The organism is Pseudomonas sp. A014, from assembly GCF_052378495.1.
Taxonomy (GTDB): Bacteria; Pseudomonadota; Gammaproteobacteria; order Pseudomonadales; family Pseudomonadaceae; genus Aquipseudomonas; species Aquipseudomonas machongensis.
In genome coordinates this window covers 3,665,656-3,685,912 of record NZ_CP199001.1, presented here as the reverse complement: position 1 = coordinate 3,685,912, position 20,257 = coordinate 3,665,656, and the positions used below count along the sequence as shown (strand labels likewise).

Here is a 20,257-nt window from a genome sequence, read left to right as displayed (position 1 = left end):
CTACTCCTCGGTGGGGGAACGGGAAAGGGCGAGTTCGGCGACCTCGAGCTTGCTGGCACCGGCGATGGCCTGGCGATACAGTGACTGCAGGCTGCTCATCTGCAGGTTCAGCACCACGCGGTTGGTCTCCAGCTGATACAGCGCCTGCCGCAGCTCGGGGTGGAGTAACGGATGAACCATCGCCTCCTGCCACACCGCCACGCCCATGCGCTGAAAGTCCGGGCTGCGCCAGCGCAAAAAGTCGGTGCCGGTCGCGCTGTGCTGGACCACCAGTCGCAGGTCCAGCAGCGAGAAGGGGGGCTGCGCCATGATCGCCAGCATCACGCCCATCAATTCGGCGACCTGGGTGCGCAGGCGCAGGATCGTCTCGGCGAACTGCTGCAGCTCCCCCTTACCCTTAAAAGGCTTTAAAAGGCCTTTTAGGGAGGCACCTTGTGCAAACTCGCGATAGGCCTCTGCAGACAAACGTCGGGCAATTGCGTCAGCGAGGGTCATACGTCACCTCCGTCGACTGGCGCATCCGGTGTGGGCGGGGGCTCGGCCTCTGGCGCTTCGAGGGCTTCGGTCACCGCAGCAACGCCGCTGCGGGCAATCAGTGGGGCGAATTGGGAACGACGGGCCCCTTCCAGAATGTCCTGCGGCGGTAGGCCGAATTTGTCGATGGCTTCGCGCGCGCGGGCGTTGTTGGCGGCCATGTCATCCCGGCTGACGCCGGCCACGCGGTACTGCTGCGCCAGGCCTAACAGGCTGCGCAGGACATGCGCACCACCATCGATCCAGGATTCCATGTCCATGCGACCGATCAGCGCCGTGTGGTGGGCGAGCAGTACCCGACGGACCAGGACGTCGTAGTCGGTCAGCAGGTAGATGGCGAGAAAGCCCAGTTGGCTGCCGATGAACAGCGGCAGGGTGACGGGGTGGATGTTAAGGTTGTCGCCGACATCGACCTGGGTCGGCAGGGCGCGCTCGACGTGGCTGATTTGCTGGGTCAGGGTGCGTATCTGGGCCTTGGCCTGCAGCAACTTCTCCTCCAACTGCAGCATGAACCAGTCGGCGTACGGATCGTCCTGGCTGCTCGCCTGTTTGAGCAGGTTAGTCACCGCGATGTAGCCGGGCATGCCGAGAATCGGGTGCACTCCGTCGCGTCGGCTACGGCCCTGCCACAATCGCGCCGCATGGTGGGTGTGCAGGGTGAGGGTGATGCTGCTGCGCAAGGAGCCCAGGTTGAGCTGGTAGTGATCGGCCATTGCCAGTACCTCGCCTTCGAAGTGAGGCCGACGATGGGCTGAACGGTGAAGGCCGAGGAGGATCAACGTGAAGCTGACATGCTCGCATTACCGGCAGTGGATCAGTATGGATTTGATGGCAGTGGCATCAATTCCACAGACGTCCAGCGCTTATGATGCTGCACCGAGGCCGCGACAGCGTTGCTTCAGTTCCTCCAGGCAGGCGAGGGCGAGTGGCGAAGCGGTGCGCTGACCGCTGCGGCGTGGCCGTTCGCTGGCCGGCGGCGACACTGACTCCGGCCTTGACGCGCGTGACGGCGCAGCCGCAGGCGTTGTTGCGTCGGCGCGGGCCGCCCAGAGGGTGAATTCGCCCTGGCAGGCGCGCTTGATCAAACCCATCAAGTAGGCGACTGGTTTGCGGATCTCGCCGCGGGCGCAGCGCACCGCCGCTTCGTTGATCACCGCTTGTTGCTGTTCAGGCTCGAGCTGACGCATCGCCTGGGCGGCCATGCGTCGCTCGGTCGGGTTGAGCGGAAGACCCTCCGGCCATCGCGCTCGGCCAAACTCCACCTGCGCCAGTACCGTACTTTTTTTGCTTTTGTCTTTCTGTACGGTACGGCCGGCGTCGGCATTCCGAACTACAGCCGCAACCGGTGCATTGTCGCAGGGTTCGGATTCGGTGGCCGAGCTGCCAGAATTCCGAACGGGGTGGCTGTGGCCAAGTTCGGAATCTTCCGCGTCAGACAAAGGTAGCGCTTGTTGCTGCGCCGCGGCGGGAATCGAACGGAGCCTGTCCTTGTCCGCCTGGGCGACCTGCGGGTCGACCAGGATTTCCTCGATCACATGCTGCGCCACATCACGCACGCCCTTGGTGGCATGGGTGAGGTTCTGCTGCAGCAGTTGCGCATAGCCGGTGTCCAGCTCGAGCTGCTCGGCCGGGGTCAGCGGATCACCGTGCAGCACGTAGACGCAACCGCGCAGGCAACCTTGGGTATCGCGAGAGCGGTCGACCAGGCTGAGCCAGCGGGTGGTCCGCAAGACGTTCAGTGCACGGGCGATGGTTTCGCGCGATGCCTGGGTGCCACAGGGGCTGGTTGCGAGGTAGGGCTGAAGGTCTTGGTAGCGGGGCGTTTTCACTTGGCGCTCGGTGATCAGCCAGCGCAGCACCTGCCAGGTGTTGCGCTCCAAGGGGGTCAGCCGACGGTCGAGCAGCAACGCCTGTGGCAGTGGATGGTTGTCGCCGTAGTAGATCGTGCGCAGCGGCGCTTCCTCGGTGGCAGCGGCCAACTTGGCCTGTGTTGCCTGCCACTCGTTACGCCGCCGGAGTGCTTCATAGCACTGGCGCACCACGTCCTGCCAATCGACCTCGTAGAAGCTCAGCATGGCGCACCTCCGTACAGTTCGACCTGTTGCCAAATCAGGGTCAGGCTGATCTGCTGCTCCTCGGCGAGCATCATCATCGTGTCCAGCGGATCATTGTCCGGATCTTCCGCCCGGAGCTGGCTCCAGCGGTTCCACACCGCATGTTCCTGCGCCTCACTGAGCTGGACCGGGCGGCCGCGGTGGGTCTCGATCTTCAGCACGCGGCGCCGCAGGGCGGTTTCCGAATGGTCCAGGCCGAAGCAGCGGTACATGATGTTGGAGCTCGCGCCCAACTTAAGCGCGCGGTTGATCAGGCGCTCGTTCTGTTCATCGCGTTCAGCCTGGACAATCAGGCGGCGCAGCACGGTGGTGTCGACTTTGACCTCGACCCAGGCGATCGACGAATGCGCCAGGTGCGACAAGGTGGTCGGCGGCAGCGACTGCAGCACTTCGATGTCCTCGTCGGCCAGGCCCAGGGCTTTGCAGCGCTGCAGACGGCCATGACGCAGCTCATGCAGCACCTGATTCAACATGGCATGGTTCAACAGATTGAAGGTCGTGCTCATGAGGCAGTTCCTCACGTTAACGAGTGGAGGACAGCGTCAGCTCGATCAACTGCCGAGCGTGTCGGATCAGCCTGAACAGCTGCTCCAGCTGTGCATCGGGGAGTCGTTCGAGGCCCACGGTCAGGGCAGGGCGCTCGGCAAAGGGCAGTTCGTAGACGCCGATCAGCAGTTGACCAAACAACGCGGCTGGCAACTGCTGGCGTTGGCTCCAGCTCACATCATCCTGCAGGCGCAGCAAGGCCGAGAGGATCAGCTGAATGCCGGTGTGTCGCGGGCTAAGCCGATCGCTGTGTTCAGGTGACAGCGTGAACCCGAGTCCATCAGGGTGCGGGCTGACCAAGGCTGCGGCATCAGCATAATCGGCAAGGTTGGCCGCCAATTCCGCACAGCGTTCACGTAAGATGTTAATGTCGTCCGGCGAAGCGGGGGACGATGGAGATGAGCCCAGATGTGGCTGAACGGCTGCCACACCATCGGTGGTCTTCGTAGAAGGCGGCTCGTCGCTCAATGCCTGGCGAATGTAGGGCAGGCGTGGTTCCACCACCAGCGAGGGACCATTGCCAGAATCTGCCGGGTCTGGGCTGGGCAACTGCGTGGATGTTCCAGACGCGACCTCAAGGGTAGATGGCGACTCCACAGGTTTGTCTGCCAGATCCTGCGGCACGGGTGGAGGGGCGGGCGATAACGCAGGCGGAACGCGTTGCTCCTGGTGCATTTCCAGGGCCAGCAGGCGGGGTGTCTGCTGTAGCGCCACCGCCATCTGGGCAATCAGTTCGTCCTGCAACTCGCTCGCATCCAGCTCGGGTGTTTCACCGTCAAACGCCGACAGCACCTCCAGCCATAGCAGCGCGAACTGTTGGGCATCACCGAAATAGCGATTCCAGCTCGATTCGGCGCGACGCCTTACCGTTATCAGGCGATCGATAGCGGGTTTGCCGAGACCCGCATACAGGGCCTGTGGAATAGCTGGCAGCAAATGCTCCAGCGCGTCAAACATGCGACTGATATGGGATTGGGAGATGGGATAACCACCCTGGCTCAAGCGTGAGGAGAGCTCGCGCTGGCTAAGGGGGCTGTCCGACGCCTGAAACATGTCCAGAAGTTTCGCCACGGCCAATGCCCGCTCGATGAACGTGAGCTGGCCATGCAAATCGCTTTCGGCGAGATGCCCGAGCAAGGCATGACATTCGGACTGCCACGGCCGGAACAGGCAATGAATACGAAAGAATCGCTCCTCGCGGGTTTCCTGCCAAAGTTCGCCGAGGATGCTCAAGCGTGTGTTGCCGCCGTTGCGGATGATGAAGTGTGACTCCTCCGGGCGGCGGGTAATGGCAGGAGGTTGGTCCAGGCCGCGTTCGCGAATCGAGGCTTTGATCTCGTCATACAGCGGGTTGCGTACAATGCGTGGGTTGAGCTCGTAGGGGCGCAACTGCTCGAGACTGACCACCATCGGTGTGTCACCGATCGGCACTACCGTGGCCTCAAGGTCGTTTTTTTGTGGGAAATGCGCCTGCTGCAGTTGACGCGTGATGTCTTCGGAGGTCGGCGGTTTCATCACACATCCTCCGATCAGCCGCGACGGATCAGCCGGCATTCGACTGCCGATCGCTGACTGGGCATCTGCGGGCCGGCCCCCACCAGCCGCTTGACCCACTGCGGGAACAATTCGACTGCCAAGGCGCGCATCACCTCCGCGGCACAAGGGCTGCGGCTTCTGGGTGGCGGGGTGGGCTCGACCCGGTGCACAGGTAGCCCCAGCGAGGCGGCATTGGGGTATGCCACGCGGTCGGGAATGACCGTGGCGCATACGCTGACGTGGGGATCGCCTTCAAAGGACGCTTGCAGGCTCTGCATGATTAAGCGGGTATCGCGGCGATTGGCGTTGACCTGGTTGAGCAACAGCTTCACCGATGGTAACGCCACCCCCAGGTAGCGGTAGGGCTCCAATTCGTCAAACAGCCCCAGGGTGCCACGGCGCAGCTCGCGCGCGGCGAGCATTTCCGGTGGGACCGGACACAGAGCGCAATCGGAGGCGAGGATGACCATCTCGACCACAACGCTGCGTGCGCCTTGAGTATCAACAATGAGTACATCGTAGTAATCCTGGAAGGCCGGCAGCAGGTGGCGTAAACGCAGGCGGCCATCGGCTGCATGCAACAGCAGGGTGCTGATGTGTCCGGCGCGGTCGTTGGACACGATCAGATCCAGATGTTGAATGACTGTGGTGGAGATGACCTGCTCAGGCGCGGTGAGACCCTGGGCGATGAGCTCGTAGCTGCCGGCCTCACGGGGTGCGCACAACGCGTAGTAGCTGGACAGCGTCGGTTGGCTGTCCAGGTCCAGCAGCAATACGCGAAAGCCCGCATCGGCGAGTACTCCGCCCAGGTTGGCGGCGACCGTGGTCTTGCCCGCGCCCCCCTTGGTCGAAATCAGCGAGAGGACGTGCATGGCACTACTCCCGGACCGTCAGTCGCTCTTGAACCCACTGCTCGATCTCCAGTGAATCCCAGCCGACGGCACGCGTGCCTATGCGTCGGCATTGCGGGAAACGGCCGGCCTTCATCAGGTTGTAGATGTGCGAGCGCTTGAAACCGGTTTTCTGTTCGACCTCATCGCGACGCATGATGTGGCGGTCGGTAGGCAGAGGAGCAGGGCTGATCGGTTGCATGATGTCACTCCGTAGCACCATGTGGTGCGCAGTGGGATGTGATAGTCAGTGAAGGCTCATTGGGGTGAGAAATCATTGCCAGGCAATGGCGGGCATTGCCTGGCAATTCGGCGCAAGGCCTCCACCGCCTAGGCGAAAAGACGGCGTGCCTGCGCAGATTTCCGATCAAGGGTGCGTTTGCTCAAACCCTGTAGACCAGGGAGTCGAGCCAAAATGGTTTGGACTACCGCCGTCGGGTTTTTGTAGATCGATTGCACTTGGCCGGACTACTTACCTGCTATGACCGCCAGCGGGGTGCTGATGATTGTGTAGTGAGCGCTCGCGGAAGCGTCAGACGCTGATCCAGCTGCATCAAGTTGTGCCGTGAGCTCTTGCTTCTGGCGCTTATAGACAGTCATTTCCTCGAGAACATAATCTTAGGCCTCATGCATTTCTCAAACTCACGGGCATAGAAGTCCCGTTCGGCTTGCACAGCCAAGAAAGCGTTTAAGGTCACGTGCCTGAGATGGTGGAATTCCTTGGGGGCAGGAGTTCGGGCTTTTCTTTCGGGTGGTTCAGCGCATAGCTGGTATGCCATTGTGAGTGGCACCAAGCGTAGCTACCTGAAAACTATATAGGCCAGCTTCACTGGAAATTGATACGTTCGAAAAAGTATAAGCGCAGCTTGCGCGTTTTCAACTGTCGCTCATACGTGGAGCAGTGATATCAACTCATTTGGTTGGTCATAAGACCAATTAGAGCATGGATGCACGCAGGCAGGGCATTGAATTCCCTTACAAGAATGCTTCGTTCACGGACTGCCCACGGCTCGTCTAGTACGATTGATCGGAGGCGCTTTGTGGCGCTATGACGGGCCGCTGCTGACTCTGGAATGACGCCAACTCCGACGCCTGCTTCGACCATCATGCATATAGCCTCGAAGCTCGAGACTTGCACTCGCAAGCGTAAGGGCTTCCCTAGTAGTTCGGCTTGCTCGCCCATAAACTGTTGCAGTGTACTGCCCATTTGCAATCCGACATGAGGATAATCTAGTGCATCCACTAACCGGATAGAGGCCCGTTTGCCAAGCTCATGTTCTAAAGGGACTACTAATACCAGTTTGTCCGTGCTGAAATGAATCGCTTGCAAGTTGCGAGTGACTAGCGGTCCTGCAACGATGCCCATATCGCTCGTGCCGTCTAATACACCGCGAACGATATCTTTCGTTAAACGCTCCTGCAGATCCACAGTGACGCCAGGATTAGTGGCGAGGAAGCCAGAAAGTATATCTGGCATGATTTCAGTGACTGCCGTCGTATTGGCGAAAATTCGGATATGCCCTGTGCCGTCAGTTCCAAGCTCAGCAAACTCCGATTCTAAATAACTCATTTGACGTAAAACCAAACGTGCGTGCTTGAGTAGTCTTTCTCCAGCGCTTGTGAGCTCGACGCCTCGGTTCCCGCGGTAGAACAGGTGCGCCCCTACCTGGCTTTCCATCGACTTGACCCGCACGCTAGCAGCGGCTGGTGAGATGAAAGCGCGACGTGCACCTTGGGTGAGACTGGTTGCTTCTACGATATGAACGAAAAGCCGAAGATCTACCAAATCGATATGCATGGATGAATCACTCTGCGTTAATGTTTGTTTAATGCACCGTTTAGTAATCGGTTCTTTACGGAACGCAGGTAGCCTCGCATGATTTGCCTCAGAACAACAACGCTGGGTTGGCCATTAGCTTGTGTCCGCGCCCGTATCTGAGGATAGTCATCACCATGAGTACATCTGTACGCCCGCTCGAGGGCGTCGTAGTCGTCAGTCTGGAGCATGCCATCGCAGCACCATTCTGCACACGACAGCTGGCCGAGCTAGGTGCGCGAGTAATTAAAGTCGAACGTCCCGGAGTGGGAGACTTTGCCCGGGCTTATGACGATCGGACCAATGGCTTGGCTTCACATTTCGTTTGGGCAAACCGCAGTAAAGAAAGCTTGGCAATTGACCTTAAATCAGCCGAAGGTCTGAGCATACTGCGAGCGCTGCTTCGAAAAGCTGACGTATTGATTCAAAATCTCGCTCCTGGCGCATCTGCGCGAATGGGGCTCGATTTTTCGTCGCTTCACGCCACTCATCCGCGGTTGGTGGTATGTGATATTTCGGGCTATGGCATGAGTGGCCCATACCAGCATAAGAAAGCGTACGATTTGTTGATTCAGAGCGAAGGCGGCTTTCTTTCGGTTACCGGAGGTCCCGGAACCGATGACTTCGCCAAGGCAGGGTGTTCTATCGCAGATATCGCTGCTGGCATGTATGCTTACACAAATGTGCTATCAGCCCTCATGCTCCGAGATAAAACGGGGGAGGGCAGTCACATAGATCTAAGCATGCTGGAAAGCTTGGTTGAATGGATGGGTTTTCCGCTGTATTACGCCTACGAGGGCGCGTCACCTCCAGCTCGGGCTGGTGCCTCTCATTCGACAATTTATCCGTATGGTCCTTTCGCAGTAGGGGACGGGGGCACCGTCATGTTGGGTTTGCAGAACGAACGTGAGTGGGTAGCGTTCTGTGCAAAGGTCTTGCAGCAACCAGAATTAGCTGTCGATGAACGTTTTGACTCGAATTCGCAACGTTCGAAAAACCGAAGTGACTTGCGTGCAATTATCTTGGGCGTTTTTGAGAAACTAACCGCTAGTGAGGTGGTGGCGCGCTTGGAGGCAGCATCGATAGCAAGCGCTTGCGTCAATGATATGCACGGCGTCTGGCGCCATCCGCAGTTAAAAGCCCGCGAACGCTGGGTGAAAGTGGATAGTCCAAACGGGGCCTTGACCACCATGCTTCCTCCAGGGATAAACAGCGCCTACAGTCCTGCTATCAGCGCGATTCCATCAGTAGGACAACATAACCGAACCATCCTGGCCGAGTTGGGTTACCAGCCTGCAGATATCAGTGCGTTGGCCGCAAGGGGTGTAGTATGAGTCTACCATTTTTAGTCAGTAGCGCGTTGTTTGTTCCGGGGAATCGACCTGATCGATTTTATAAGGCTATCCAAACCGGTGCCTCGGTTGTCATCGTTGACTTTGAAGATGCAGTAGACGAGGCGGATAAGCACTAGGCACGGGATAACCTACGGCATTGGTTGAATGCACATCCCGGTCGATCCGTGGTGGTTCGCGTCAACGCTGGCCACCATGTAATGCATGCCGCCGGCATCGAATTCTGCGCATCATATTTCCAATATTCGGGAGGTATTTTATGGTGCATTTATATTAGACGGTAAAATGATAGGCGGTCCTGCTATGGATGAGGCTCGTCAGTTACTTAAATAAAACTATAGTGTTTTTTGTTTTTTCTAGTAGCTTCAATGCTTTCGCGATTTAAAATGGCCCCTATTCGCTTCAGGTGTGGGAGGGGCAGTGAACCATGACAATTACAACAATAGGTGACTATAATGAGTTATTTATCGCCCCGCTCCGTAGTGGGTGTCATGCGTTGGCGGATGATTATGCCAGCGGTGCTCATCATGTATACGATTTCTTTTTTTGATCGAGCCAATATTGCTATGGCACTCCCCCATATAACGCAAGAACTAGGTTTAACTCCAATAGAGGGTGGGTGGATTGGCGGTGCTTTCGCATGGGGTTATGTTATTACGCAGATTGGTGGGGCTTGGTTGGCATTGCGCTTCGGTGCTCGCCGGCTCATAGGTTGGAGTTTATTTTTGTTCGGTGCTGCAGCAATTGCTTGTGGCTTTACCAAAACCTTTGAACAGGTTCTGATCCTGCGTTTTCTGCTCGGTCTCGCTGAAGGACCAATTTATGCGGCTGTGTCTATGCTCTTGGCTCAGTGGTTTATTAAGCCTGAGCGTGGCCGTGCGTTTGGAATTTGGAACTTGGCAGTACCGCTCGGAGGGTTCCTCGCCGGACCTATCTCAGGAGCTATCCTGGCTCACTCGGATTGGCGCTGGATGTTGATCGTGGAGGGTATCCCGGCTTGGATTTTCTGTTTGTGCTGGTTCCTCATGGTGCCCTCTAGTTTAAATGCGGCCAAATGGTTGAGCGAAAAGGATCGGGAGAGCCTCTCGAGTGCGCTTAAAGAAGAGCAGAAAAGTCATGGTGGGAGCGAGAGAGATCCATGGTGGGCTTTGTTTAATGAACCGGCAGTGTGGCTCATTACCATCGGGTTTAGCCTCAATAGTGTATTACTCTACGGTACAACTCTATGGTTACCCACGATTCTGAAGTCTTACCATCTTAGCGAAATCTTGGTCGGTGTGCTTTCTGGGGCGCCTTTCTTACTAACTATGCTCGGAGTGTGGTACATCACTCGACGATCGGACCGACATAATCAGGAGCGCCGCGTGCACGCCGCGATTCCAACGATAATTAGTGGTATCATCATGATCGCTGCTGCGTGCGTACCTACCGAATACTTCTGGATTCAAATTGCTCTACTCGTGCTCATGGGGCTACCTTTGAAAATGCTTACGCCTCTCGTGTTCACGCGTCTTACTGAAATTTTACCGATGCGTAAGGCTATCCCCGCTGTAGCTATCGTCAGTGGGGTCGGAACGTTCATTGGTCAATTCTTTGGGCCGCTGATGGTTGGATACACTAGGTCAGTTTCAAGCGATTTTCGCTTTGCCCTTTGCATGCTTGGCACTTGTGCAGTCGTCGGAGGGATCATCCTGTTAATGTCCCGAACGCGGGCGGAGAAAAACTCTGTAAAATATAGCTCCCGGCCCGGATTGGATGGATTTACTTCAACGGAGCGTCGCTAGCGTCACCCGTGGGGGGGCTTCCACGCAGAGCCTCCTCACGGTTCTAAAGCAATATATTAGCGCGTCATGATGCTGTCTTTGCTACGATAGAGGGATGAAAGTGTAAGTTTTTTTGAAGCGGCCACTTTTTGTTTTTCGTTGACTCATAAAATCTGCGCGTGGAGTCTTTTGTTTTGCTTTCTCTTAAGACTGGTTCTTCCCGCTGTCTAATGATTGCAATTCGGCGTTAATACCTTCCTTACATAGCTTCTTTCATTGCGAGACTCTAGGGTGCCTCAGCTCTGTGTATCCAGAATGAAAAGCGGAATTTATCTGCAGCATAAGTATTGATGGTAATCAGGTAGGCCTTTCCTGCATCGTCCAGATAAGTTCGAACGATCTGCAGACCTGGAGCACCGTTACTCAAGCCAAGTTGCCGCGCTGCTTCGTCCCTTACGGCGACCGCTCCGATAGTTTGTTTGATGTCCGCAACTGCGACACCCACCTCATCACGTATTAGGTGGCAGAGAAGTCCAGTACCGTCAGGTATCAGGTCGACAATGTGTCCCCCAATTTCTGGAAGCAAATAGGCCTCGTTCCAACAAAGTGGCTCGCCTGATGCTAGATCTGTGCGCAGCATTCGAATCTTCAGCCAGCGAGTTCCAGGCTTGCATTCGAGTGCGGCTGCAACCGCATCATCTGCAACGATGACGGCACTGTCGTATACTTTGCGCTCCGTGTGAGCGGCATAGTTGACGAGGTCTTCAATGCTGTGCAGAGATTTAGAGTATTGGTTGGTGGGGGTGTGCGCCGAAACGATCGTGCCCGCACGACGCTTACGGGTGATCAGGCCTAAATCTTGGACGATGTTCAGTGCAGATCTAACGGTGCTGCGACTTACCCGATACTCCTGAGAAAGGGAGATTTCGCTAGGAAGTTGCTCACCGATGGCAATGTCGCCATCGGTGATGCGTTTGGTGAGAATGTTGGCCAATTCAGTATAGCGCATGATTGCCTCTTACGGTCCTAAGGCAACCATCTTACCCGCTCGCGATCAAACGTTCAGCAAAGATCTATACTTATCCACTTGAGTTTGGTACATGTCTTGGCCGTGTGGATCATTGGTTACCAGTAGCGGCATGTCTTCAACCACCAAGCGTTGCACCGCTTCCGTTTTTAAGTCTTCATAGCAGATTACTTCCGCTGATTTGATACAGGAGAATAGGGTTGCTGAGATCCCTCCGATCGCCGAGAAGCAGACGGATGTGGTGTTGCGACAGCAATCGCGGATTGCGGGGCCACGATTTCCTTTGCCTATCGCACCCTTGACCCCCAGTTTGAAGAGCTCAACTGCATAAGGATCCATGCGATAAGCAGAAGTCGGAGCAACCACGCCAATAACATGTCCTGGTTTGGTCGGGCCGGGGCCGCCGTAGAAAAGAACCTGACCCCGTATGTCCACCGGCAGTACGTCTCCTCTGGCTAAGGTATCGATGAAGCGCTTGTGTGCCGCGTCTCGAGCCATGTAGATCACGCCAGATAGCAGGACCTCATCGCCAGCGTGGAGAGTGAGGATGATATCGTCGGTCAGTGGTGTGCTGATGCGGTGAGTAGTCATGTCATGGTCCTCACAAGGTGACGCTGGCGCGTCGGCCAGCATGGCACTGGATGTTCACCGCTACAGGCAATGCGGTAATGTGGCAGGCATAGGTCTCTACAGCAACCCATAAGGCTGTGGTGCTTCCCCCATAACCCTGTGGACCGATTCCAGTCTTATTGATGGCGTCAAGGAGCTCGCGCTCGAGTTCAGCGATGTGCGGAGCTTCATTGTGTACACCAATGTCTCGCAAGATCGCTTCTTTGGCGATGGCGGTAACCTTGTCGAAGCTTCCGCCGATACCGACGCCAACCGTTAGCGGGGGGCATGCCGCCCCTCCAGCAGCCTCGATTGCACCGACAACGAACTTCTTCACACCCTCTGCCCCCTCTCCCGGAAGCAGGAATTTCATGGTACTCCAGTTCTCGCTACCGCCGCCTTTCGGTACTACGGTGAGCTTCACCTCACTACCCGGGACGATCTCGGTGTGAATCACCGCAGGAGTGTTGTCATTGCTATTCACTCGAAGCAGAGGGTCACTGACAACCGACTTGCGCATGTAGCCCTCAGTGTAGCCTTTGCGAACGCCGGCCTGTATCGCCTGACCAAAATCCCCACCCACTAGGCGAACGTTCTGTCCTATCTCCACATACACGATAGTGAGGCCCGTGTCGTGGCAGTAAGACACCCGGTTTTCACGGGCAATTTGGTCGTTGTCGATCAGCTTGAGCAGGACCGACTTGCCTTGGGGTGAGATCTCCTCTTCGGCAGCAGTATGAAAACTCTGGATGAGATTATCTGGCAGTTCGTGGCAAGCCTGTATGCACAGCTTGGCAACGGCATCGGTTAGGTTTTGAACCTCGATCGTACGCATGTTCTACCTCAGGTCAGGTGTGACGGATGAAGAAGCACTTATTATTGGTACGAACATAATAATAGTTCGTACCAAATAAGCAAGCGCAGCTTATCCTCGTTCTGACAAGCCTTAAATCATCGGTCTAGGTCCTGTAGCGCTTCGACCAGAGCCCGTACTCGTTGCGGTAGGAATTTGGGGAGGGCAAAAGAGTCCAGGTCGGTAATGGTTGAGGTGCCACATGCCCTAGCTCGAACGTGATGATTTCTCCCGATGCAGTCTCCTTGAAAAAAACCAATGCGTCATCAAAGCGATGCCAAGGTCTTCGAGGCATTCGGTACGAGCGCCGTTTGCGCTGCAGCATTTGACGTGTCCATCAACCTTGAGATGTTGTAGGTTTTCACCTACTTGAAAGGGCCAATGTTTTGGCTTGGGTCAGTGTCAGGCAATCGTGTTTACGCCAGTCACTGAGCGTCCTGGGGGCCGAATTGATCTATGTAGACAAGGGCTGCGCAGAGAGTGCGTGGGTTTGTGGATAGCTGTTTTGCTACCAGGCTTGAATCCTTGGGGCGGGCCAGGCGAATCGCTAGATCTAACCCTTCCTCAACGATGTCCATGACGGTATCCGTCATCAACAACTCGACGTTCAGGGCAGGGTTCTCTCTAAGAAGGTCCCGGAGAACCGAAATGAGTACAATTCGTCCGAACACATGAGAGCAGGTCACTTTAAGTTTGCCGGCAACACCATTTCCAGTTCTAGCGATAGCTCTGCGGGCCGAGGCGGCGAGATCGATGATGGACCTTGCATGGGGCAGGGTCAGAAGCTAGTCGCGTTCGGGTGTTACAGAAATCGACCGAGCAGTATGGTGCATCAGGCGCCCGTCGAGCTGCTGCTCCAAGGACGAAGGCCCAGCTGGCGGCCATTGATGTGATGTCCAGTTTTCCCGCCTCTGTCGCGAGGCTTCGGCGCGCAGCGTGTGCCAGTTCGCGCGCATCTTTCAATCCAATGTCGGGGAGCGGCTAATCGCGTACACGTTTTCTTTACCGTGTAAGCGGTACTTCATTCGCCAGTAATTTGAGGCCGGTCATGATTTGGATTCCCTTGCTGCAGCCGTGCCCTAACCGCAGGCGACTCGGACACGGCAGAAGATATAGGCGAGATGCTCGTTACCGGTCTCAGGAGGTGCTAGCTGCCGACCACAGATCGACTGGACCTAGCCTGTCGGCACCCTGGGTATTCAACATCCAGCCCGGGTACTCGGGCGGAAGTGCGCTGACTTCGTCGAGCTGGCGCAACTCTTCCTCGGTCAGGATTAGGTCAATAGCTGCCAGGTTGTCTTGGAGTTGGTCCAGTCGTTTGGCCCCCATGATGACTGAGGTGACAACCGGTCGGGATAGCAGCCATGCCAAGGCGACGCGCGCCGGGCTGCAACCGTGGGCTTTTGCGATAGGCAGCAGAACGTCAATGATGTTCCATGCACGATCTCGATTGACTATCGGGAAGTCGAACTCGGAGCGACGTGAATCGCCAGGCTTCTGATTGTTGCGAGTGAATTTGCCCGAGAGTAAGCCGCCGGCAAGCGGGCTCCATACCAGCAGGCCCATCTTTTCTGCTTCCAGCAGTGGGCCAAGTTCCCGTTCGAGGTCTCGCCCGGCCAGTGAATAGTAAGCCTGCAACGTTTCGAAGCGCGCCAGATTCCGATGTTCAGAGGTGCCAAGTGAACGAGCGATCTTCCAGGCTTGCCAGTTCGAGACGCCGATGTAGCGGACTTTGCCTTGTCGGACCAAGTCATCAAGGGCGCGCAGCGTTTCCTCCATCGGCGTCACCGTGTCGTTGGCGTGAATCTGGTACAAGTCGATATGATCGGTCTGCAGGCGCTTCAGGCTCGCCTCCACGGCGTCCATGATGTGCCCACGCGACGCGCCCACATCGTTGCGGCCTTCACCCATTCGACTGTACACCTTGGTCGCGAGAACGAAATCTTTGCGTGCGATGCCAAGATTTTTGAAGGCCTGCCCCAGTACCTGTTCGCTGGCACCGGCGGAGTAGACATCGGCGGTATCGAAGAAGTTGACGCCTGCGTCCAGCGCAGCCTTGACGATATCGTCTGCGTCTTTCTGTCCAGCGGCGCCGATGTGCTTGTAGATCCCGCTACCGTCACCGAAGGTCATGGTGCCGAGACACAGTTGGGAAACGAGAAGGCCGGTGTTGCCGAGAGTCTTGTATTTCATGATGGATCTCCAATAGGAATGAAGTGGATGAAAAAAGCTCTCCGATGGAGTAGGACTTCTTAAAGGTACGTCACGCGCCCGATCTCGCAGTCGGGGAATCGGCGACGCAGCTTGGTCGCCTCCTGCGTCGAGAAACCGCCGCAAAGCTCGACAATCTGCGTACCTGCGCCGGCGAGGTCTTCGATAGCAGCCATCGCTTCTTCAAGGTCCTCCACACCGATGAGTTTCGCGTCAAACGCAGGCGATTTCATGTGTGCTTTGTGTGTGTTCCTGCGGTAGCCGGGTGCCTTGATGATAAAGGCGTACTTGGTCTGGTCCATATCCGAAACTCCATAGGCTTAGGCATTTACAGGTCAACTTGGAATTGCTTCCAGCGCGTCATGCGGTCTCGCAAATCGAAGCGCTCCCCATCGGCAGTGAACGTGCCGTCGCCGTGATGATGCAAGAGGCGGCGTTCCTTGCGTGAATCGTTGGACCAGGCAGCAACAGCTTCGAGGATGAAAAGCTGATAAATGTCGACCAGTGTGTCGTCGTGCACGACGCATTCGATGTTGTAGAGGCAGTCGCTCAATAGCGGAGCTTTGACTTTCGCTGCTTTAGAGGTGGCCAAGCCAAAGTGTTCGAACTTGTCCACTTCTGTGCCACTGCAGTTTCCGACGTCAACGACGGTGGGTGCCAAGTCAGCACCGGGCACCGCGAGAACGCATTCGCCGGTCGCACGGAGCACGGTGAAGCTGTAATCCCAGGGGCCAACGACGCATCCGATCAACGGTGGCGCGTGCTGAACCATCATGTGGAAACCCATGGTCATGATGTTGGAGCGTGCGCCATCGTTTGTGCAGACCATGACAATCGGGCCAGATTCAAGTATCCGGTAGGTCTTGGAAGCTTCAAGTCGGCGCATAGTGGTCCCCCCGCTCAGGCAGTTTCTGGTTGCGTATGCCTTGCCGCCGTCTCTTCTCCGCCGTCCGCTCTAGGCATTGGGAAGAGCTGCGTCATGTGTTCGCGAAGCCGCACGATGTCCTCGGCCACATGCGGGTCCTTGATGACGTTGAAGGACGAGAAGGAGGGGAGAACCTCTGCGCCGCAGAACCGGTAGTTGGTTGTGTTGGCGACCATGACGTCGTCGACGGACTTTCCTTCGAAGAGGTACTGGCCTTCGTCGTCAAAAGCGGCGCGCGGGGCATTCCAGGTTAAGGACAACATGTACTTCTTGCCCTGCATCAAGCCGCCAGTGCCGTACTGTTTGGTGGGATCCCCTAGGACACGCCCATCGTTCACGATCAGAACCTTCTGCAGCAGTCCTGCCGTAAATATCTCGTCGGCATACTTCTTGTAGATCCAAGGGGCGCCAAACCAATGGATTGGCGCCTGCAGGATGATTACGTCCGCCCACAGATGCTTTTCGACTTCTTCTTGTACGACGTAGCCCTGCTCGATATTCGTGGTTTGAACCTCGTAGCCCATGCGCTCCAGCTCTTCCTGGATTACGCTGGCCATCGTCTGATTGAGCTCCCCCTTTGAGAATCCTTCATAAAGCTGAAATGCATTAATAACTAAGGCGTGTCTCATGTCAATTCTCGATAGGTGTGTTAATCGAACCGGAGCGTGCGTGGGAGAGGTATCACCATTAGTCGCCAAGTGGACCCGACATGTGGTGTCTCCAGCACCAGTAGCTATGTGTACTATCGGGTAAGGAAGCGAAGTTTGGATGTCTGTTCTTCCATAGTTAATGTATAAAAATCCTAATTTTGACCCGGCAGATAGGTCGAGACTAACAGGGCAGTGAAGACTATCGTCTGCTACGAACGCCAGAGGCGGCCTCTGGGGAATATTCGGGATTTTATGCATCATTCATCCAAGATCGTGCACCTTGATCGATGTGGTGGAGAAGATAATCAATCAGGCAACGCCGCAGGTGCAGCCAGCAGCGACACTGCCGCACGGTGACAATTGCGGCTTGCGCTTTTTATCCATTTGTTTAGAGGATCATCATGAGTAAGAACGAGAAGACATGGCTTGTCACCGGTGCTTCAAAAGGCATCGGTCTGGCACTGGTGCGCGAGCTTCTGAAAAGCGGTGCCAACGTGGTTGCTACGTCGCGTACATTGGCTTCGCTCGTCGATTCGATTGGGCCTGCGTCCGATACGTTTTTCCCTGTTCAAGTCGATCTCGTCGATGAGCGCGGCGTTCAGGCCTGTGTCGCGCAAGCCATCGCCCGATTCGGGCGAATCGATGTGATTGTCAACAACGCAGGCTATGGTCTGCAGGGCACCATAGAGGGGATATCTGACGAAGAACTGCGTCGCAACTTTGAAGTGAACGTCTTTGCACCAGCACATGTCCTCCGCCACGTGCTGCCTCATATGCGTCAGCAGCGCAGTGGACACGTTTTCAATATCGGTTCGATTGCCGGCTTTCAGGGCGGGTATGCAGGGTGGGGCATCTACGCGGCTACCAAGTTCGCACTTGCAGGACTTACAGAGGCTCTCGCGGCGGAAATCGCGGAATTCGGTATCAAGGCAACCTTGGTCTATCCAGGGCCTGTTCGCACCGAGTTTCTGTCGTCGGGTTCGCTGGTCGTAGCAGAGCGCAATATTTCGGAATACACTGCGGCACAAGCTTTGCTGGATATACATTTGAATGAGATGGCCGGTAAGCAGGCCGGGGATCCGGATAAGTTGGCCTTGATGATCATTCAAGCCGCAGGCGCTGCTAAGCCTCCTTTGCATCTATTTTGCGGAAAGATAGCGAACAACCTCGCCGTTGATAAGATGGAGGCGGTAAAGCGAGATCTGGTGGCATGGCGGGACCTCTCCGACGCGACCGATTTTCCTGATTGAACTCGGAGTACACGCGGCAGGCTAGCATACAGCCTGCTGTTCCAGCATGAGCTCTGCGACTTGTATTTACTCGGGGGTTCAAGCTGATGCCTGAAATCGAGTAGAGCCGCTCATGCCGGCATACATACCCAAATCTGAAGAAGTCCCGATGGAAATTCAAGATTTTGGGCAATGCGGCCTTGCTGATGTCGCAACTTGGTTGGGCACGATGATTTTCAGCGGCCAGCAGGGGGCTACAAGTATATCGGCAGCGTCGGCCAGTCTGATGCAGGCATTAACTTTTTCGAGGCTGCGGACATGTGCTCGGCTGGCGAAAGCGAGAAAATCCTAGGTCAGTTAATCCGGGGCCTAGTCTGCCCCCGCGAATACTGAGTTGGAGGCTGGAGACTCAGGCGCTGATCAACTCGGCTCCGTAGGTCAGTGAGCTGACAAGGCGAGCACCTGATTGGCGCAAGGCCCTTGAGCAGTGAGGCGGACCGGCGCGCTTAGGCCGAGCTGGTCCTAAACTTTGCATCTATACTGCATCTGGGTGAGATGCCCAAAAACTAGGTACTCCCAATTGAACTACGACGGATTCTCGTAGCTGTCGATGCAACAACACCTGACATCTCCGTCCCATCCTTTGCAGTAATTATTTCGACTATCAGGAATCGACCATGAAAATCGTTAAGGTGGAGGCATTTTCGTTGCGAGACAAAGGTGAGGGAAAGCCTCACTGGGTGAGCCATTTCAAGGTACCACATGCAAACGAAATTCTGATCCGACTCACCACCGATGAGGGCATCGAGGGATTTGGCCTCGCTACCAGCTATACGTCCAACGAACCGTTGATTCATGTCTTGAAAACTGGGCTGTCCGAAATGATTCTGGGGGCTGATCCGCTTACGCCGGAACGCCTGTATCACAGTTTGTTTTCGCTCACCTGGCAGCGGGCGTCCGCAGAAAAAGGATGGACTAAAGAAGCGCTGGTTCGTCTTTCTGCGGCCACGGATATTGCCTGCTGGGACATCATCGGCAAGGCGGCGAAGATGCCGCTTTACAAATTGTTTGGTGGGTGGCGTGACGAGGTCCCTTACTACGTCACTTGTGCCTACTATCAGGATGGAAAGGGCATCCCCGAACTTAGGGATGAGATGTATAAACTTCTCGACCAAGGCCACACACGTTTCAAGGCAAAAGTTGGTGGGCTGAGTCTGGGTGAAGACATCGAGCGACTTGAGGCGATTAGGGAGGTTATTGGAGATCGTGACTTGATGGTAGACGTGAATCGGGCATGGGATTTACGCACGGCTACGCAAGCGGTACGCATGCTTGAGCCTATTAAGCCGCGATGGCTCGAGGAGCCGCTGCGCTGGACGGACGACCGTCATGAAACAACGCTGCTAGCCCAACGTACACACATTCCAATTACCGGCGGCGAGAGCGAGATGACGCTCGAAGGATGTCGTGCGTTCATCGACGAACGCGCGATCAGCGTTCTGCAGTTTGACGTCACGATGTTCGGTGGTTTTACAGGTGGGCGAAAGCTGGCCGCGCTTTGCGAGCTGAATCATGTAGATGTGGCTCCTCATCATGATGCCTACATACATGCGCATATCGTTGCTGGTTCGCCAGCCGGGTTGATTGTTGAATCGTTCCCCGATCCGTCTCGCGACCCGTTGCAGGCAGAGCTCTTCGAGAACCCCCCGATCACCAGAAACGGGACGCTGAAACTCAATGATGAGCCCGGTTTGGGGCTTATGCTTTCCGACCGCGCTCTTGAAAAGTTTGGGACGCAGATAATGTGATCGAAAAAACGCACTCCTAGCCACCCACAATGGAGCGGCTGCCCAGGTCCTCCGAATCGTTTCGAACGAAGAGGAGGTCAGGGTCGCTTTAATAGGTTAGCATCTTTTCGCGGATAGCCAGATGTTGGAGATCCAAGATCATCCAACGCCCATAGGCGCCCAGGAAGAGCGCCAGATTGGCTTCAGAACTATGAGCGCAAGTCGAGCGTTGCCGTTGCTCGAGTCTTTCCTCAGCCGTACGGAATCCTAAACAGGGCCAGTCCACTTAGTTATCACCGCTGCCGATAGCATAGCTATGGGAGACGCTGATAACTAAGTGGACTGGCCTTGTTTAATAGCACAGCCGAAGCTTGATCGTCTGCAAGGCACAGCTCACTCACACGACGGCCATTTT

At 56.0% G+C, this 20,257-nt stretch carries 20 protein-coding genes; 4 read left to right on the top strand and 16 right to left on the bottom strand.

Translation table 11 applies throughout. The features are described 5' to 3' along the window. The 8 genes from ACTYOL_RS16910 to ACTYOL_RS16875 form a co-directional block, all read right to left on the bottom strand. The gene (locus ACTYOL_RS16910; protein WP_104883723.1) at positions 1-495 is read right to left on the bottom strand and encodes a DUF3158 family protein; all 495 of its coding nucleotides are present in this window, start codon (positions 493-495) and stop codon (positions 1-3) included. Then, positions 492-1,247, bottom strand: a complete 756-nt coding sequence (locus ACTYOL_RS16905; RefSeq protein WP_444756730.1) for a PFL_4669 family integrating conjugative element protein — start codon at positions 1,245-1,247, stop codon at positions 492-494. Before ACTYOL_RS16905 ends, ACTYOL_RS16910 begins: the two co-directional genes overlap by 4 nt. A gap of 150 nt (positions 1,248-1,397) precedes the next feature. Continuing rightward, positions 1,398-2,609, bottom strand: a complete 1,212-nt coding sequence (locus ACTYOL_RS16900; protein WP_444756729.1) for an STY4528 family pathogenicity island replication protein — start codon at positions 2,607-2,609, stop codon at positions 1,398-1,400. Beyond that, positions 2,603-3,154, bottom strand: a complete 552-nt coding sequence (locus ACTYOL_RS16895) for a DUF2857 domain-containing protein (RefSeq protein ID WP_444756728.1) — start codon at positions 3,152-3,154, stop codon at positions 2,603-2,605. The genes ACTYOL_RS16900 and ACTYOL_RS16895 overlap by 7 nt, the downstream gene beginning before the upstream one ends. 16 nt (positions 3,155-3,170) lie before the next feature. Then, complete coding sequence (locus ACTYOL_RS16890) at positions 3,171-4,709, bottom strand: ParB family protein (protein WP_444756727.1); 1,539 nt, start codon at positions 4,707-4,709, stop codon at positions 3,171-3,173. Positions 4,710-4,723: 14 nt separating this feature from the next. After that, positions 4,724-5,602, bottom strand: coding sequence for a ParA family protein (locus ACTYOL_RS16885; protein ID WP_444756726.1), 879 nt, complete (start codon positions 5,600-5,602; stop codon positions 4,724-4,726). Positions 5,603-5,606: 4 nt separating this feature from the next. Beyond that, positions 5,607-5,822 carry an AlpA family transcriptional regulator gene (locus ACTYOL_RS16880; protein ID WP_444756725.1) on the bottom strand — a complete coding sequence of 72 codons (216 nt, stop codon included), beginning with the start codon at positions 5,820-5,822 and terminating at the stop codon, positions 5,607-5,609. Positions 5,823-6,527: 705 nt separating this feature from the next. Continuing rightward, on the bottom strand, positions 6,528-7,418 hold the full coding sequence (locus ACTYOL_RS16875) for a LysR family transcriptional regulator (protein ID WP_444756724.1): 891 nt from the start codon (positions 7,416-7,418) through the stop codon (positions 6,528-6,530). A 155-nt stretch (positions 7,419-7,573) separates the two neighbouring features. On the opposite strand from ACTYOL_RS16875, the gene ACTYOL_RS16870 reads away from it, so the two are divergent. Together ACTYOL_RS16870 and ACTYOL_RS16865 are read left to right on the top strand one after the other, a co-directional pair. Continuing rightward, entirely contained in the window at positions 7,574-8,770 is a 1,197-nt protein-coding gene (locus tag ACTYOL_RS16870; protein ID WP_444756723.1) for a CaiB/BaiF CoA transferase family protein, read from the top strand. 473 nt (positions 8,771-9,243) lie between these two features. Beyond that, positions 9,244-10,572, top strand: coding sequence for an MFS transporter (locus tag ACTYOL_RS16865; protein ID WP_444756722.1), 1,329 nt, complete (start codon positions 9,244-9,246; stop codon positions 10,570-10,572). 265 nt (positions 10,573-10,837) lie between these two features. On the opposite strand, the gene ACTYOL_RS16860 is transcribed toward ACTYOL_RS16865, so the two are convergent. From ACTYOL_RS16860 to ACTYOL_RS16825, 8 genes are all read right to left on the bottom strand, one after another. Then, positions 10,838-11,560: a GntR family transcriptional regulator gene (locus tag ACTYOL_RS16860; RefSeq protein WP_444756721.1), complete on the bottom strand. Its 723-nt coding sequence runs from the start codon at positions 11,558-11,560 to the stop codon at positions 10,838-10,840. A gap of 45 nt (positions 11,561-11,605) precedes the next feature. Then, a complete protein-coding gene (locus tag ACTYOL_RS16855) occupies positions 11,606-12,169 on the bottom strand; it encodes a fumarate hydratase C-terminal domain-containing protein (RefSeq protein ID WP_444756720.1) in 564 nt (187 codons plus the stop codon). 10 nt (positions 12,170-12,179) lie between these two features. Beyond that, complete coding sequence (locus ACTYOL_RS16850; RefSeq protein WP_444756719.1) at positions 12,180-13,022, bottom strand: fumarate hydratase; 843 nt, start codon at positions 13,020-13,022, stop codon at positions 12,180-12,182. Between the two features lie 443 nt (positions 13,023-13,465). Then, on the bottom strand, positions 13,466-13,765 hold the full coding sequence (locus ACTYOL_RS16845; protein WP_444758158.1) for a LysR substrate-binding domain-containing protein: 300 nt from the start codon (positions 13,763-13,765) through the stop codon (positions 13,466-13,468). Between the two features lie 412 nt (positions 13,766-14,177). After that, a complete protein-coding gene (locus tag ACTYOL_RS16840; RefSeq protein ID WP_444756718.1) occupies positions 14,178-15,233 on the bottom strand; it encodes an aldo/keto reductase in 1,056 nt (351 codons plus the stop codon). 59 nt (positions 15,234-15,292) lie between these two features. Further along, positions 15,293-15,553, bottom strand: a complete 261-nt coding sequence (locus tag ACTYOL_RS16835) for a DUF6506 family protein (RefSeq protein ID WP_444756717.1) — start codon at positions 15,551-15,553, stop codon at positions 15,293-15,295. A gap of 26 nt (positions 15,554-15,579) precedes the next feature. Beyond that, complete coding sequence (locus ACTYOL_RS16830) at positions 15,580-16,137, bottom strand: flavin reductase family protein (RefSeq protein WP_444756716.1); 558 nt, start codon at positions 16,135-16,137, stop codon at positions 15,580-15,582. A 14-nt stretch (positions 16,138-16,151) separates the two neighbouring features. Beyond that, positions 16,152-16,805, bottom strand: a complete 654-nt coding sequence (locus ACTYOL_RS16825; protein ID WP_444756715.1) for an NAD(P)H-dependent oxidoreductase — start codon at positions 16,803-16,805, stop codon at positions 16,152-16,154. Positions 16,806-17,227: 422 nt separating this feature from the next. Between ACTYOL_RS16825 and ACTYOL_RS16820 the strand changes: the two genes are divergently transcribed. Both ACTYOL_RS16820 and ACTYOL_RS16815 read left to right on the top strand, forming a co-directional pair. After that, positions 17,228-18,076 carry an SDR family NAD(P)-dependent oxidoreductase gene (locus tag ACTYOL_RS16820; RefSeq protein ID WP_444756714.1) on the top strand — a complete coding sequence of 283 codons (849 nt, stop codon included), beginning with the start codon at positions 17,228-17,230 and terminating at the stop codon, positions 18,074-18,076. Positions 18,077-18,732: 656 nt separating this feature from the next. After that, on the top strand, positions 18,733-19,863 hold the full coding sequence (locus ACTYOL_RS16815) for a mandelate racemase/muconate lactonizing enzyme family protein (protein WP_444756713.1): 1,131 nt from the start codon (positions 18,733-18,735) through the stop codon (positions 19,861-19,863). The last annotated feature ends 394 nt before the right edge of the window (positions 19,864-20,257 follow it).

Excerpts from the sequence above, each read along its gene's own strand:
- ACTYOL_RS16910 (WP_104883723.1), bottom strand. The coding sequence starts at position 495 with ATGACCCTCGCTGACGCAATTGCCCGACGTTTGTCTGCAGAGGCCTAT.
- ACTYOL_RS16905 (WP_444756730.1), bottom strand. The coding sequence starts at position 1,247 with ATGGCCGATCACTACCAGCTCAACCTGGGCTCCTTGCGCAGCAGCATC.
- ACTYOL_RS16900 (WP_444756729.1), bottom strand. The coding sequence starts at position 2,609 with ATGCTGAGCTTCTACGAGGTCGATTGGCAGGACGTGGTGCGCCAGTGC.
- ACTYOL_RS16895 (WP_444756728.1), bottom strand. The coding sequence starts at position 3,154 with ATGAGCACGACCTTCAATCTGTTGAACCATGCCATGTTGAATCAGGTG.
- ACTYOL_RS16890 (WP_444756727.1), bottom strand. The coding sequence starts at position 4,709 with ATGAAACCGCCGACCTCCGAAGACATCACGCGTCAACTGCAGCAGGCG.
- ACTYOL_RS16885 (WP_444756726.1), bottom strand. The coding sequence starts at position 5,602 with ATGCACGTCCTCTCGCTGATTTCGACCAAGGGGGGCGCGGGCAAGACC.
- ACTYOL_RS16880 (WP_444756725.1), bottom strand. The coding sequence starts at position 5,822 with ATGCAACCGATCAGCCCTGCTCCTCTGCCTACCGACCGCCACATCATG.
- ACTYOL_RS16875 (WP_444756724.1), bottom strand. The coding sequence starts at position 7,418 with ATGCATATCGATTTGGTAGATCTTCGGCTTTTCGTTCATATCGTAGAA.
- ACTYOL_RS16870 (WP_444756723.1), top strand. The coding sequence starts at position 7,574 with ATGAGTACATCTGTACGCCCGCTCGAGGGCGTCGTAGTCGTCAGTCTG.
- ACTYOL_RS16865 (WP_444756722.1), top strand. The coding sequence starts at position 9,244 with ATGAGTTATTTATCGCCCCGCTCCGTAGTGGGTGTCATGCGTTGGCGG.
- ACTYOL_RS16860 (WP_444756721.1), bottom strand. The coding sequence starts at position 11,560 with ATGCGCTATACTGAATTGGCCAACATTCTCACCAAACGCATCACCGAT.
- ACTYOL_RS16855 (WP_444756720.1), bottom strand. The coding sequence starts at position 12,169 with ATGACTACTCACCGCATCAGCACACCACTGACCGACGATATCATCCTC.
- ACTYOL_RS16850 (WP_444756719.1), bottom strand. The coding sequence starts at position 13,022 with ATGCGTACGATCGAGGTTCAAAACCTAACCGATGCCGTTGCCAAGCTG.
- ACTYOL_RS16840 (WP_444756718.1), bottom strand. The coding sequence starts at position 15,233 with ATGAAATACAAGACTCTCGGCAACACCGGCCTTCTCGTTTCCCAACTG.
- ACTYOL_RS16835 (WP_444756717.1), bottom strand. The coding sequence starts at position 15,553 with ATGGACCAGACCAAGTACGCCTTTATCATCAAGGCACCCGGCTACCGC.
- ACTYOL_RS16830 (WP_444756716.1), bottom strand. The coding sequence starts at position 16,137 with ATGCGCCGACTTGAAGCTTCCAAGACCTACCGGATACTTGAATCTGGC.
- ACTYOL_RS16825 (WP_444756715.1), bottom strand. The coding sequence starts at position 16,805 with ATGAGACACGCCTTAGTTATTAATGCATTTCAGCTTTATGAAGGATTC.
- ACTYOL_RS16820 (WP_444756714.1), top strand. The coding sequence starts at position 17,228 with ATGAGTAAGAACGAGAAGACATGGCTTGTCACCGGTGCTTCAAAAGGC.
- ACTYOL_RS16815 (WP_444756713.1), top strand. The coding sequence starts at position 18,733 with ATGAAAATCGTTAAGGTGGAGGCATTTTCGTTGCGAGACAAAGGTGAG.